Annotated in this window: 10 protein-coding genes and 1 pseudogene; 1 reads left to right on the top strand and 10 read right to left on the bottom strand. The window is 51.6% G+C overall.

What is annotated here, in order from left to right:
• A pseudogene (locus tag BFF42_RS01330) lies at positions 1-326 on the top strand (IS1-like element IS1B family transposase); the annotation flags it as partial.
• Here the strand turns inward: BFF42_RS01330 and BFF42_RS01325 are convergent.
• From BFF42_RS01325 to BFF42_RS01280, 10 genes are all read right to left on the bottom strand, one after another.
• Complete coding sequence (locus BFF42_RS01325; RefSeq protein WP_039059705.1) at positions 320-814, bottom strand: stationary phase growth adaptation protein; 495 nt, start codon at positions 812-814, stop codon at positions 320-322. The pseudogene BFF42_RS01330 and the gene BFF42_RS01325 sit on opposite strands and share 7 nt — an antisense overlap.
• A gap of 213 nt (positions 815-1,027) precedes the next feature.
• On the bottom strand, positions 1,028-5,251 hold the full coding sequence (gene rpoC / locus BFF42_RS01320) for a DNA-directed RNA polymerase subunit beta' (RefSeq protein WP_000653944.1): 4,224 nt from the start codon (positions 5,249-5,251) through the stop codon (positions 1,028-1,030).
• 76 nt (positions 5,252-5,327) lie between these two features.
• Complete coding sequence (gene rpoB, locus BFF42_RS01315) at positions 5,328-9,356, bottom strand: DNA-directed RNA polymerase subunit beta (RefSeq protein ID WP_000263098.1); 4,029 nt, start codon at positions 9,354-9,356, stop codon at positions 5,328-5,330.
• Between the two features lie 318 nt (positions 9,357-9,674).
• The gene (gene rplL / locus BFF42_RS01310) at positions 9,675-10,040 is read right to left on the bottom strand and encodes a 50S ribosomal protein L7/L12 (RefSeq protein ID WP_000028878.1); all 366 of its coding nucleotides are present in this window, start codon (positions 10,038-10,040) and stop codon (positions 9,675-9,677) included.
• Between the two features lie 66 nt (positions 10,041-10,106).
• Complete coding sequence (rplJ, locus tag BFF42_RS01305) at positions 10,107-10,604, bottom strand: 50S ribosomal protein L10 (RefSeq protein ID WP_001207201.1); 498 nt, start codon at positions 10,602-10,604, stop codon at positions 10,107-10,109.
• A gap of 412 nt (positions 10,605-11,016) precedes the next feature.
• Positions 11,017-11,721: a 50S ribosomal protein L1 gene (rplA, locus tag BFF42_RS01300; RefSeq protein WP_001096684.1), complete on the bottom strand. Its 705-nt coding sequence runs from the start codon at positions 11,719-11,721 to the stop codon at positions 11,017-11,019.
• A gap of 3 nt (positions 11,722-11,724) precedes the next feature.
• Positions 11,725-12,153 carry a 50S ribosomal protein L11 gene (gene rplK, locus BFF42_RS01295; protein WP_001085926.1) on the bottom strand — a complete coding sequence of 143 codons (429 nt, stop codon included), beginning with the start codon at positions 12,151-12,153 and terminating at the stop codon, positions 11,725-11,727.
• 159 nt (positions 12,154-12,312) lie between these two features.
• On the bottom strand, positions 12,313-12,858 hold the full coding sequence (gene nusG, locus BFF42_RS01290; RefSeq protein WP_001287516.1) for a transcription termination/antitermination protein NusG: 546 nt from the start codon (positions 12,856-12,858) through the stop codon (positions 12,313-12,315).
• A 1-nt stretch (position 12,859) separates the two neighbouring features.
• Positions 12,860-13,243 (bottom strand): preprotein translocase subunit SecE, encoded by a 384-nt coding sequence (secE, locus tag BFF42_RS01285; protein WP_001275702.1) that lies wholly within the window; start codon positions 13,241-13,243, stop codon positions 12,860-12,862.
• A 229-nt stretch (positions 13,244-13,472) separates the two neighbouring features.
• Positions 13,473-13,590: EF-Tu C-terminal domain-related protein (locus BFF42_RS01280; protein ID WP_000531012.1), on the bottom strand; the 118-nt coding region annotated here is incomplete at its 5' end.

Genomic DNA, 13,590 nt, shown 5'->3' with positions numbered 1-13,590 from the left:
TTTACGCGTATGACAGGCTCCGGAAGACGGTTGTTGCGCACGTATTCGGTGAACGCACTATGGCGACGCTGGGGCGTCTTATGAGCTTGCTGTCACCCTTTGACGTGGTGATATGGATGACGGATGGCTGGCCACTGTATGAATCCCGCCTGAAGGGAAAGCTGCACGTAATCAGCAAGCGATATACGCAGCGAATTGAGCGGCATAACCTGAATCTGAGGCAGCACCTGGCACGGCTGGGACGGAAGTCGCTGTCGTTCTCAAAATCGGTGGAGCTGCATGACAAAGTCATCGGGCATTATCTGAACATAAAACACTATCAATAAGTTGGAGTCATTACCGATTTACCTTTCTGTTTTTCAGAAATGGGATAAGCGCTAGTTACATGCAAACGGAGTTTTTTCTTTTCCCTGAAAGCCCTGAACGCAACAAAGTAAAATGCCTTATCTCCTCCGTCTAAGTCCACCTCAATCACGGCATAGCTACCATACCCGGCATGAATAACGTTGCTTTCTGGCAGCGCCAAAATAGTTCTTTTTAAGTGTGTGCGCGCTAAGTTATAACGGTGCTGGCAGAAGGGACGAGATTCTTTAGGCGCGTGGTACATTAACGATTGTTTTTCTTCGTTCGTCTGATGTTCATAATCTTTTGTGAAGCAGTGAAGAGAGTAGGTAACCCAAAAGCGATACTCTAAAGGCTCTTTGCCCTCATGATGCTGAACGTAGACAGCCTGATGAGCATCAAGAAATGATAAATCACGAATATCACCATCCGGATGTCCAAAAGGTCGCCACTTTTCCACTTCCTGTTTCATTCTCGTTCCTTAAGAAAGTTACACAGGAATAGTATCGAATCCTTGCCGAGTTTGACTCAATTAGTTCAGTCAGTTTCAGGATATTAGTCATCTCTACATTGATTATGAGTATTCAGAAATTCCTTAAATATTCTGACAAATGCTCTTTCCCTAAACTCCCCCCATAAAAAAACCCGCCGAAGCGGGGTTTTTACGTTATTTGCGGATTAACGATTACTCGTTATCAGAACCGCCCAGACCTGCGTTCAGCAGTTCTGCCAGGCTGGCAGATGCGTCTTCTGCAGTCACCTGCGGTGCAGCCGGAGCTTCACCCGCAGCACGGCGACGCATACGATCCTGGTGGTACGCGTAACCGGTACCTGCCGGGATCAGACGACCCACGATAACGTTCTCTTTCAGGCCGCGCAGTTCGTCGCGTTTGCCCGCAACGGCTGCTTCGGTCAGCACGCGAGTGGTCTCCTGGAACGATGCCGCGGAGATGAAGGACTCGGTTGCCAGAGACGCTTTGGTGATACCCAGCAGATCGCGGGAGTAAGTTGCACCCACTTTGCCGTTCGCTTCCAGTTCGCGGTTTGCGATCTTGACGCGAGAGTATTCAACCTGTTCGCCTTCCAGGAAGTCGGAGCTGCCCGCGTTAACGATGGTAGCTTTACGCAGCATCTGACGAACGATAACTTCGATGTGTTTATCGTTAATCTTAACGCCCTGCAGACGGTATACGTCCTGTACTTCGTTAACGATGTAACGAGTAACAGCATGAACACCACGCAGACGCAGAATGTCGTGCGGCGCTTCCGGACCGTCGGAAATTACGTCACCACGTTCTACACGTTCACCTTCGAACACGTTGAGCTGACGCCATTTCGGAATCATCTCTTCGTACGGATCGCTACCGTCTACCGGGGTGATAACAAGACGACGTTTACCTTTGGTTTCTTTACCGAAGGAAACGATACCGCTGATTTCAGCCAGGATTGCCGGCTCTTTCGGACGACGTGCTTCGAACAGGTCCGCAACGCGCGGCAGACCACCGGTGATGTCCTTGGTACCGCCGGATTCCTGCGGAATACGCGCCAGGGTGTCACCAGAGCTGATCTGTACGCCATCTTCCAGCTGAACAATCGCTTTACCCGGCAGGAAGTACTGCGCAGGCATATCGGTACCCGGAATCAGAACGTCGTTACCCTGAGCATCAACGATTTTCAGTGCCGGACGCAGATCTTTACCACCTGCGGTACGTTCTGCGGAATCCAGAACCACCAGCGAAGACAGACCGGTCAATTCGTCTGTCTGACGAGTAATGGTCTGACCGTCGATCATGTCAGTAAAGCGTACAAAACCGCTTACTTCGGTGATAACCGGCATGGTGTGCGGGTCCCAGTTTGCAACGGTTTCGCCGCCAGCAACCTGTTCGCCATCGCCTTTCGCCAGTACCGCACCGTAAGGTACTTTGTAGCTTTCTTTGGTACGACCGAATTCGTCGATCAGTTTCAGTTCAGTATTACGGGAAGTGATAACCAGTTTACCGCTGGAGTTCACAACCGACTTCACGTTGCTGAGCTTGATGCTACCTTTGTTTTTCACCTGGATGCTGGATTCAGCAGCCGCACGAGATGCCGCACCACCGATGTGGAACGTACGCATGGTCAGCTGTGTACCCGGTTCACCGATGGACTGTGCCGCGATAACACCGATTGCTTCACCCTTGTTGATGATGTGGCCACGCGCCAGGTCACGACCGTAGCAGTGCGCACATACACCAAAGTCGGTGTCACAAGATACAACAGAACGTACTTTAACCGCGTCGACAGAGTTCTCTTCCAGCAGGTCACACCACTGTTCGTGCAGCAGCGTGTTGCGCGGAACGAGGATATCAGCAGTACCCGGCTTCAGAACGTCTTCAGCAGTTACACGACCCAGTACGCGATCGCGCAGCGGCTCTTTAACATCACCACCTTCGATAACCGGAGTCATCATGATACCTTCATGGGTACCACAATCGTCTTCGGTAACCACCAGGTCCTGCGCCACGTCAACCAGACGACGAGTCAGGTAACCGGAGTTTGCAGTTTTCAGTGCGGTATCCGCCAGACCTTTACGAGCACCGTGGGTGGAGATGAAGTACTGGAGTACGTTCAGACCTTCACGGAAGTTCGCGGTGATTGGCGTTTCGATGATGGAGCCATCCGGCTTCGCCATCAGACCACGCATACCAGCAAGCTGACGAATCTGTGCCGCAGAACCACGCGCACCGGAGTCGGCCATCATGTAGATGCTGTTGAAGGAAACCTGCTTCTCTTCCTGACCGTCACGGTTAATCACGGTTTCAGTTTGCAGGTTATCCATCATCGCTTTGGATACACGATCGTTCGCCGCAGCCCAGATATCGATAACTTTGTTGTAGCGTTCGCCCGCAGTTACCAGACCAGACTGGAACTGCTCCTGAATTTCAGCAACTTCTGCTTCTGCCTCGGAGATGATTTCGTGTTTCTTCTCCGGGATGACCATGTCATCGATGCCAACAGATGCACCAGAACGCGCTGCATAGGCGAAGCCGGTGTACATGATCTGGTCCGCAAAAATAACGGTCGGTTTCAGACCGAGAATGCGGTAGCAGGTGTTCAGCATTTTGGAGATTGCTTTTTTACCCAGCGCCTGGTTGACGATGGAGTAAGGCAGACCTTTCGGTACAATCATCCACAGAATGGCACGGCCAACAGTCGTGTCTTTCAGGCTGGTTTTCGCTACTAATTCACCGTTTGCATCTTTTTCATACTCGGTGATACGCACTTTAACGCGCGCATGCAGAGAAGCCAGACCAGAGCGATACAGACGTTCTGCTTCTTTCGGGCCAGTCAGCACCATGCCTTCGCCTTTGGCGTTAACACAGTCACGGGTCATATAGTACAGACCCAGAACAACGTCCTGAGACGGAACGATGATTGGTTCGCCGTTCGCCGGGGACAGGATGTTGTTGGTAGACATCATCAGCGCACGCGCTTCCAGCTGGGCTTCCAGCGTCAGCGGTACGTGAACAGCCATCTGGTCACCATCGAAGTCGGCGTTATATGCCGCACAAACCAGCGGGTGCAGCTGGATAGCTTTACCTTCGATCAGTACCGGTTCAAATGCCTGGATACCCAGACGGTGCAGAGTCGGTGCACGGTTCAGCAGTACCGGGTGTTCGCGGATAACTTCGTCCAGGATATCCCAAACGACAGCTTCTTCGCGCTCAACCATTTTCTTCGCAGCTTTAATGGTGGTAGCAAGACCACGCAGTTCCAGCTTGCCGTAGATGAACGGTTTGAACAGCTCCAGCGCCATTTTCTTCGGCAGACCGCACTGATGCAGACGCAGGTATGGACCTACGGTGATTACAGAACGACCGGAGTAGTCAACACGCTTACCGAGCAGGTTCTGACGGAAACGACCCTGTTTACCTTTGATCATGTCGGCCAAAGATTTCAGAGGACGCTTGTTAGAACCGGTGATCGCACGACCGCGACGACCGTTATCCAGCAGGGCGTCTACCGCTTCCTGCAGCATACGTTTTTCGTTACGTACGATGATGTCCGGCGCAGCCAGATCCAGCAGACGTTTCAGACGGTTGTTACGGTTAATGACGCGACGATACAGATCGTTCAGGTCAGAAGTCGCGAAACGACCACCATCCAGCGGAACCAGCGGACGCAGATCTGGCGGCAGTACCGGCAGAACGGTCAGGATCATCCACTCTGGTTTGTTACCAGACTGAACGAACGCTTCCAGCAGTTTGATACGCTTGGTCAGCTTTTTACGCTTGGTTTCGGAGTTGGTTTCGTTCAGCTCTTCACGCAGCTGTTCGCACTCTTGCTCCAGATCCATGCTCTTCAGCAGAGCCTGGATTGCTTCCGCACCCATCTTCGCGTCGAATTCGTCACCGAACTCTTCCAGCGCGTCCAGATACTGCTCTTCAGTCAGGATCTGCTGACGTTCCAGGTTGGTCATACCGCCTTCGATAACCACATAGGATTCAAAGTACAGTACGCGTTCGATATCGCGCAGCGGCATATCGAGCAGCAGACCGATACGGGACGGCAGCGATTTCAGGAACCAGATATGCGCAGTCGGGGAAGCCAGTTCGATGTGGCCCATACGCTCACGGCGTACTTTAGTCTGGGTCACTTCAACGCCGCACTTCTCACAGATGACGCCACGGTGTTTCAGGCGCTTGTACTTACCGCACAGGCACTCGTAATCTTTTACCGGCCCAAAGATACGGGCGCAGAAAAGGCCGTCACGTTCTGGTTTGAACGTACGGTAGTTGATGGTTTCCGGCTTTTTAACTTCACCGAAAGACCATGAACGGATCATGTCTGGCGAAGCCAGAGCAATTTTGATCGCATCAAACTCTTCGGTTTTAGTCTGCGCTTTCAGAAACTTTAATAAATCTTTCACGGATTTGCTCCCGTCGGAGTTAGCACAATCCGCTGCCGGGTTTTAACCCGACAGCAGTGACCTGTTTGAGCGAGAATTACTCGTCTTCCAGTTCGATGTTGATACCCAGCGAACGAATCTCTTTCAACAATACGTTGAAGGATTCTGGCATGCCCGGCTCCATCTGATGGTTGCCGTCCACGATGTTTTTATACATCTTGGTACGACCGTTCACGTCATCAGACTTAACGGTGAGCATTTCCTGCAGGGTGTATGCTGCGCCGTATGCTTCCAGCGCCCACACTTCCATCTCCCCGAAACGCTGACCACCGAACTGTGCCTTACCACCCAGCGGCTGCTGAGTAACCAGGCTGTAAGAACCGGTGGAACGCGCGTGCATCTTGTCGTCGACCAGGTGGTTCAGTTTCAGCATGTACATGTAACCAACGGTTACCGGACGCTCGAACTGTTCACCAGTGCGACCATCGTACAGGCGGATCTGACCGGAAGTCGGCAGGTCGCCAAGTTTCAGCAGCTCTTTAATTTCTGCTTCTTTCGCACCGTCGAACACCGGCGTTGCGATTGGCATACCTTTGCGCAGGTTTTCAGCCAGACGCATAACTTCTTCATCGCTGAAGGTACTCAGGTCAACTTTCTGACGAACGTCAGCGCCCAGATCGTACGCACGCTGGATGAATTCGCGCAGTTTCGCGACTTCTTGCTGCTGTTTCAGCATGGCGTTGATCTTGTCGCCGATACCTTTCGCAGCCATACCCAGGTGGGTTTCGAGGATCTGACCGATGTTCATACGAGACGGTACGCCCAGCGGGTTCAGTACGATGTCTACCGGCGTACCGTTTTCATCGTAAGGCATATCTTCGATCGGGTTGATCTTAGAAATTACACCCTTGTTACCGTGACGACCTGCCATCTTGTCACCAGGCTGGATACGGCGTTTAACCGCCAGATATACCTTAACAATCTTCAGTACGCCCGGTGCCAGATCGTCGCCCTGGGTGATTTTGCGGCGTTTCGCTTCGAGTTTCTTCTCGAACTCGTGTTTCAGTTCGTCATACTGCTCAGCCAGCTGTTCCAGCTGATTTTGTTTCTCTTCGTCTGTCAGGCCCAGCTCCAGCCAGCGATCGCGCGGCAGTTTGTCGAGCTTCTCAGCTTCAACGCCACCGGCTACCAGCACAGCACGGATACGGCTGAACAGACCCGCTTCGAGGATCTGCAGTTCTTCAGACAGGTCTTTCTTCGCCTGTTTGAGCTGCATTTCTTCGATTTCCAGCGCACGTTTGTCTTTTTCTACGCCATCGCGAGTAAAGACCTGAACGTCGATAACCGTACCGGATACACCGTTTGGTACGCGCAGAGAAGAGTCTTTAACGTCAGAGGCTTTCTCACCGAAGATCGCACGCAGCAGTTTTTCTTCTGGGGTCAGCTGAGTTTCACCTTTCGGCGTTACCTTACCAACCAGAATGTCGCCACCGGTCACTTCCGCACCAATGTAAACGATACCGGATTCATCTAGTTTGGAGAGCGCAGCTTCACCCACGTTCGGGATGTCAGCGGTGATCTCTTCCGGCCCCAGCTTGGTGTCACGGGACACACACGCCAGTTCCTGAATGTGGATGGTGGTGAAACGGTCTTCCTGAACAACACGCTCGGATACGAGGATGGAGTCTTCGAAGTTGTAACCATTCCACGGCATGAACGCTACGCGCATGTTCTGACCAAGCGCCAGTTCACCGAGGTCGGTGGACGGACCGTCTGCCAGCACGTCGCCACGTTCAACCGGTTCACCCAGAGACACACACGGCATCTGGTTGATACAGGTGTTCTGGTTAGAACGGGTGTATTTGGTCAGGTTGTAGATGTCGATACCTGCTTCACCCGGATACATCTCGTCTTCGTTAACTTTGATAACGATACGGGAAGCATCCACGTACTGAACGACACCACCACGTTTAGCTACCGCAGTTACACCGGAGTCAACGGCAACAGCACGTTCCATACCAGTACCAACCAGCGGCTTATCAGCGCGCAGAGTCGGAACGGCCTGACGTTGCATGTTCGCACCCATCAATGCACGGTTGGCGTCATCGTGTTCCAGGAACGGGATCAGGGACGCACCGACGGATACCACCTGCTGGGTGGATACGTCCATGTAGTCAACCTGGTCGCGGCTGAACAAGCTGGATTCGCCTTTGCTACGGCAAGTTACCAGATCTTCTACGAAGTGGCCTTCTTCATCCAGGTTGGAGTTCGCCTGGGCGATAACGTAGTTGCCTTCTTCGATAGCAGACAGGTAGTGAATTTCGTCAGTTACAACACCGTCGGTCACTTTACGATACGGAGTCTCAAGGAAGCCGTATTCGTTAGTCTGTGCGTACACGGACAGAGAGTTGATCAGACCGATGTTCGGACCTTCAGGGGTTTCGATTGGACATACGCGACCGTAGTGAGTCGGGTGTACGTCTCGAACTTCGAAGCCTGCACGTTCACGGGTCAGACCGCCTGGGCCGAGTGCGGAGATACGACGTTTGTGCGTAATCTCAGACAGCGGGTTGTTCTGGTCCATAAACTGAGACAGCTGGCTGGAACCGAAGAACTCTTTCACTGCTGCGGAAATCGGCTTGGCGTTGATCATATCCTGAGGCATCAGGGTATCCAGATCGCCCAGAGACAGACGCTCTTTCACCGCACGCTCTACACGTACCAGGCCAACGCGGAACTGGTTTTCCGCCATTTCGCCAACGGAACGGATACGACGGTTGCCGAGGTGGTCGATATCATCGACTTCGCCTTTACCGTTACGGATATCGATGAGCTTTTTCATAACATCAATGATGTCGTCTTTGCTCAGGATACCGGAACCTTCGATTTCTTCGCGCAGCAGAGAACGGTTGAACTTCATACGACCAACCGCAGACAAGTCATAACGGTCTTCGGAGAAGAACAGGTTCTCGAACAGGCTTTCAGCTGCTTCACGAGTCGGCGGCTCGCCAGGGCGCATCATGCGGTAGATTTCTACCAGTGCGCTCAGACGGTCGTTAGTTGGGTCGACACGTAAGGTTTCAGAGATATATGGGCCGTGATCCAGATCGTTGGTGAACAGCGTTTCGATACGCTTGTGACCAGACTGGCTCAGCTTAGCCAGCAGATCCAGGCTCAGCTCCATGTTCGCTGCGCAGATCAGCTCGCCGGTAGACTCATCAATATAGTCTTTAGCAACCACTTTACCTGCGATGTACTCAACCGGGACTTCGATAAGTTTGACGTCGTCTTTTTCCAGCTGGCGAATGTGGCGCGCAGTGATACGGCGGCCTTTTTCTACGTACACTTTACCGTTAGCTTCGATGTCAAAAGATGCGGTTTCACCACGCAGGCGTTCCGGCACCAGTTCCATCTGCAGCTTGTTATCACGGATTTCAAAGATAACTTTTTCAAAGAACAGGTCGAGGATCTGCTCTGTGGTGTAGTTCAGGGCGCGCAGAATGATGGTCGCAGGCAGTTTACGGCGACGGTCGATACGTACGAACAGGTTGTCCTTCGGATCGAATTCGAAGTCCAGCCAGGAACCACGGTAAGGGATGATGCGCGCGTTATACAGCACTTTACCCGAAGAGTGGGTTTTACCTTTGTCGGAGTCAAAGAAGACGCCCGGACTACGGTGCAGCTGGGAAACGATAACACGCTCAGTACCGTTGATAACAAAGGTACCGTTGTCTGTCATGAGCGGAATTTCGCCCATGTAGACTTCTTGTTCTTTAATGTCTTTTACGGTGCCTTCCGGCGCTTCGCGCTCATAGATCACCAGACGCAGTTTAACGCGCAGCGGTGCGGAATAGGTCACGCCACGGATTTGACATTCCTGGACGTCAAACACCGGTTCGCCAAGGCGGTAGCTGACGTATTGCAGCTCGGAATTACCGCTGTAGCTCTGAATCGGGAATACGGAACGGAAAGCTGCTTCCAGACCATACTGCCCTTCAGGATCTTGCTCGATAAATTTCTGAAACGAGTCAAGCTGGATAGAAAGGAGATAAGGTACATCCAGAACTTGTGGACGTTTACCAAAATCCTTACGAATACGTTTTTTCTCGGTATAGGAGTAAACCATAGGGTTCCTCAGCTCGCTGACAAGTCGACCCATCTGTCCATTGAGCGGACAGTTTGTGCAACACTATTTTGTTGACCGGAAAATGGAACACTTTCCGCAATGCCTGTTGCTATCACGCTTAAACCATTTCATTGCGATTTACACAGAACGGACGTCCTGTCGCAGTATATTAAGTCGTCGATAGAAACAAGCATTGAAAGGCACAGCAGTAGTCAAACAGTGTGAAACGCTACTGGCGCCTTACAGCGCAAAAGGCTGGTGACTAAAAAGTCACCAGCCATCAGCCTGATTTCTCAGGCTGCAACCGGAAGGGTTGGCTTATTTAACTTCAACTTCAGCGCCAGCTTCTTCCAGAGCTTTTTTCAGTGCTTCTGCGTCGTCTTTGCTCACGCCTTCTTTCAGAGCAGCCGGTGCAGATTCTACCAGGTCTTTAGCTTCTTTCAGACCCAGGCCAGTTGCGCCACGTACTGCTTTGATAACAGCAACTTTGTTAGCGCCAGCAGCTTTCAGAATTACGTCGAATTCAGTTTTTTCTTCAGCAGCTTCAACCGGGCCAGCAGCTACAGCTACAGCAGCAGCAGCGGAAACACCGAATTTTTCTTCCATTGCAGAGATCAGTTCTACAACGTCCATTACAGACATAGCTGCAACTGCTTCAATGATTTGATCTTTAGTGATAGACATTTAAATTGTTCCTGAATATCAGAATAAGTTTATACGTAAGCGAATGCGTTAAAAAGATAACTGCGATTAAGCAGCTTCTTTCGCATCGCGTACAGCAGCCAGAGTACGAACCAGTTTGCCAGCCGAAGCTTCTTTCATGGTTGCCATCAGGCGTGCAATTGCTTCTTCGTAGGTCGGCAGAGTTGCCAGGCGGTCGATCTGAGACGCCGGGATCAGCTCACCTTCAAAGGCAGCGGCTTTGACCTCAAATTTTGCATTCGCTTTCGCGAACTCTTTGAACAGACGAGCAGCAGCGCCCGGGTGTTCCATAGAGTATGCAATCAGGGTCGGACCAACAAACGCGTCTTTCAGGCACTCGAACGGAGTACCTTCAACAGCACGGCGCAGCAGGGTGTTACGAACAACACGCATGTATACGCCAGCTTCGCGACCTGCTTTACGCAGTTCAGTCATTTTATCTACAGTTACGCCACGGGAATCCGCAACTACTGCAGACAGCGCGCCTTTGGCTACTTCGCTGACTTCAGCAACAATCGCTTGTTTGTCTTGAAGATTTAAAGCCATTAGCTTTGCTCCTGGATGTTTGCCAGAGAAAATCTCTGGAACTCACTTCACTCCTCCAAACGGAGAGAGCGTCTTAATTACGGTGAGCAGAAACAAGCCAGAATATAAAAGAATAATCTTAGCGTTCTGTCACCGTCTACGCAGGGGATTAAGTTTCTTGCGAAACTCCTGCGGTCTTCGACGGAGGCCTGGATAGGCCAGGCTCCAACGAACAAATCTTTTCTATCCGTCGCTATTCAACTTGTGGCGGCGTTGGCTTCCTTCATTCGCACCAGTCACATAGTTAGCTATGCTCCTGGCGACTCACTCAGTTGCCGCCTTGCCACAACCCGAATATCTCGGATATACGTCTGCATTAAGCATTATACGTGGGGGTAAGATTGTAGACAAAATCACCGCCCACGTAAAGGCATTAGTTTACAGAAGCGCTCAGGCCAGCCTGGTCAACTGCAACACCTGCACCCATGGTGGTGGAGATGCTAACTTTCTTGATGTACACGCCTTTCGCCTGAGTCGGTTTTGCTTTTTTCAGCGCAACCAGCAGAGCTTCCAGGTTTTCTTTCAGTTTGTCAGCGTCAAAGTCCACTTTACCGATGGTGGTGTGGATGATGCCGTTTTTGTCGTTACGGTAACGAACCTGGCCAGCTTTAGCGTTTTTAACCGCTTCAGCAACGTTCGGTGTTACAGTACCCACTTTCGGGTTTGGCATCAGGCCGCGCGGACCCAGAACCTGGCCCAGCTGGCCAACAACGCGCATTGCATCCGGAGAAGCAATAACAACGTCAAAGTTCATTTCGCCTTTCTTGATCTGGTCAGCCAGATCTTCCATACCTACCAGTTCTGCGCCTGCAGCTTTAGCAGCTTCAGCGTTTGCACCTTGGGTAAATACGGCTACGCGAACGGAACGGCCAGTACCGTGCGGCAGTACAGTTGCACCACGTACGTTCTGGTCAGATTTACGAGCGTCGATGCCGAGGTTAACAGCTACGTCCACGCTTTCTACGAATTTAGCAGTCGCCAGCTCTTTCAGCAGTGCGATAGCTTCGTTGATGTCGTACTGTTTGGTTGCATCAACTTTCTCGCGGATAACACGCATGCGCTTGGTCAGTTTAGCCATTTCTTAGTCCTCCACTACCAGGCCCATGGAACGTGCAGTACCTTCGATGGAGCGAGTCATCGCTTCAATGTCGGCACCAGTCATGTCGGCAGCTTTGGTCTGCGCGATTTCCTGCAGCTGAGCGCGGGAAATTTTACCCACTTTGTCTTTGTTCGGCTTACCGGAACCAGACTTGATACCAGCCGCTTTTTTCAGCAGAACTGCTGCCGGCGGGGTCTTGGTAACGAAAGTGAAAGAACGGTCAGCGTAAACGGTGATTACTACCGGAATCGGCAGACCTTTTTCGATGGAATCAGTTTTTGCGTTGAACGCTTTGCAGAATTCCATGATGTTTACGCCCTGCTGACCCAGAGCCGGACCTACTGGCGGACTCGGGTTAGCCATACCAGCTGCAACCTGCAGCTTGACATAGGCTTGTACTTTCTTAGCCATTATAAATTCCTCAAGTTGGGTAATAACGCCTCTGAGAGGCTCCCCGTGATATAAAAAATCGTTTTTACGGGCAAGGCCCATAAAAACAAAAGGCGCGAAATTGTATTCCAATCTCGCGCCTTGTGCAACGATTAAATCGCCGCTTTTTTGATCGCTGGGTTAGGCTTTTTCAACCTGGCTGAAGTCCAGCTCTACCGGGGTCGCACGACCGAAGATAGAAACAGACACTTTCAGACGAGATTTCTCGTAATCCACTTCTTCAACAACACCGTTGAAGTCAGCGAACGGACCATCATTAACACGGACCATTTCACCCGGTTCAAACAGCGTTTTCGGACGCGGCTTATCACCAACCTGCTGCAGGCGGTTCATAATCGCATCGACTTCTTTATCGCTGATTGGCGCAGGACGATCGGAAGTACCGCCGATGAAGCCCATCACTCGCGGTACGCTGCGCACCAGGTGCCAGCTCGCGTCGTTCATCACCATCTGAACGAGGACGTAGCCAGGGAAGAATTTACGTTCGCTTTTGCGACGCTGACCGCCACGGATTTCAACCACTTCTTCGGTTGGTACCATGACTTCACCAAACAAATCTTCCATGTTGTGTAATTTGATATGCTCACGCAGCGACGTTGCTACGCGGCCTTCAAAACCGGAAAACGCCTGAACGACGTACCAGCGCTTTTTAGGAGCTTCAGACATCTCAGAACCTCAGGCCAGTGATAAAGGATACCAGGCGAACCAGAATACCATCCAGTCCCCACAGGATCAGTGACATTACTGCGGTAACCGCAGCCACAATCAGCGTGGTGTGCAATGTTTCCTGGCGAGTCGGCCAAATGACCTTACGGACTTCGGTACGCGCTTCACGGGCAAAAGCAACGGTAGCTTTACCTTTTGTCGTTAACAGCGCGACACCACCCGCTGCAGCAATCAGAATTACTACGGCCAGCGCACGCAGCGGCAGCATAATGTCGCGATAAAGGTAGTTGCCGACAATCGCCACCAAGAGCAATGCCACCACAACGACCCACTTCATCGCTTCCAGGCCGCGCCCGCTTCCTTGAGCTTCGGTATTCGCACTCATAAACCAACCTGTCAGAAGTTTTCTACAAACATTTTCACCCCGCGATCGCGAGGCAAACCAAATCGAAACGCGTATTAGCTTTTCGGATTATACGCCCTCAACAGAGCCTGTCTCAGCAATGATTATGACAAAGAAAATCACTGATGAGCCAGGTTCTGGTACGAAAGCGTGCAAAAAGGGCATCAAATGATGCCCTTTTAGTGCGCATTGCGTCAAATGTTATCGGCAATTAGCTCAGAACTTTTGCTACAACGCCCGCGCCAACGGTACGGCCGCCTTCACGGATTGCGAAACGCAGACCGTCGTCCATCGCGATCGGGTGGATCAGGGTAACAACCATTTTGATG

This window comes from Shigella sp. FC1661 (genome assembly GCF_001712525.1).
In the GTDB taxonomy this organism is placed as follows: Bacteria; Pseudomonadota; Gammaproteobacteria; order Enterobacterales; family Enterobacteriaceae; genus Escherichia; species Escherichia coli.
The sequence above is the reverse complement of the archived record's forward strand: the minus strand, read 5'-3'. Positions and strand labels throughout refer to the sequence as shown.

Excerpts from the sequence above, each read along its gene's own strand:
- BFF42_RS01325 (WP_039059705.1), bottom strand. The coding sequence starts at position 814 with ATGAAACAGGAAGTGGAAAAGTGGCGACCTTTTGGACATCCGGATGGT.
- rpoB (WP_000263098.1), bottom strand. The coding sequence starts at position 9,356 with ATGGTTTACTCCTATACCGAGAAAAAACGTATTCGTAAGGATTTTGGT.
- rplL (WP_000028878.1), bottom strand. The coding sequence starts at position 10,040 with ATGTCTATCACTAAAGATCAAATCATTGAAGCAGTTGCAGCTATGTCT.
- rplJ (WP_001207201.1), bottom strand. The coding sequence starts at position 10,604 with ATGGCTTTAAATCTTCAAGACAAACAAGCGATTGTTGCTGAAGTCAGC.
- rplA (WP_001096684.1), bottom strand. The coding sequence starts at position 11,721 with ATGGCTAAACTGACCAAGCGCATGCGTGTTATCCGCGAGAAAGTTGAT.
- rplK (WP_001085926.1), bottom strand. The coding sequence starts at position 12,153 with ATGGCTAAGAAAGTACAAGCCTATGTCAAGCTGCAGGTTGCAGCTGGT.
- nusG (WP_001287516.1), bottom strand. The coding sequence starts at position 12,858 with ATGTCTGAAGCTCCTAAAAAGCGCTGGTACGTCGTTCAGGCGTTTTCC.
- secE (WP_001275702.1), bottom strand. The coding sequence starts at position 13,243 with ATGAGTGCGAATACCGAAGCTCAAGGAAGCGGGCGCGGCCTGGAAGCG.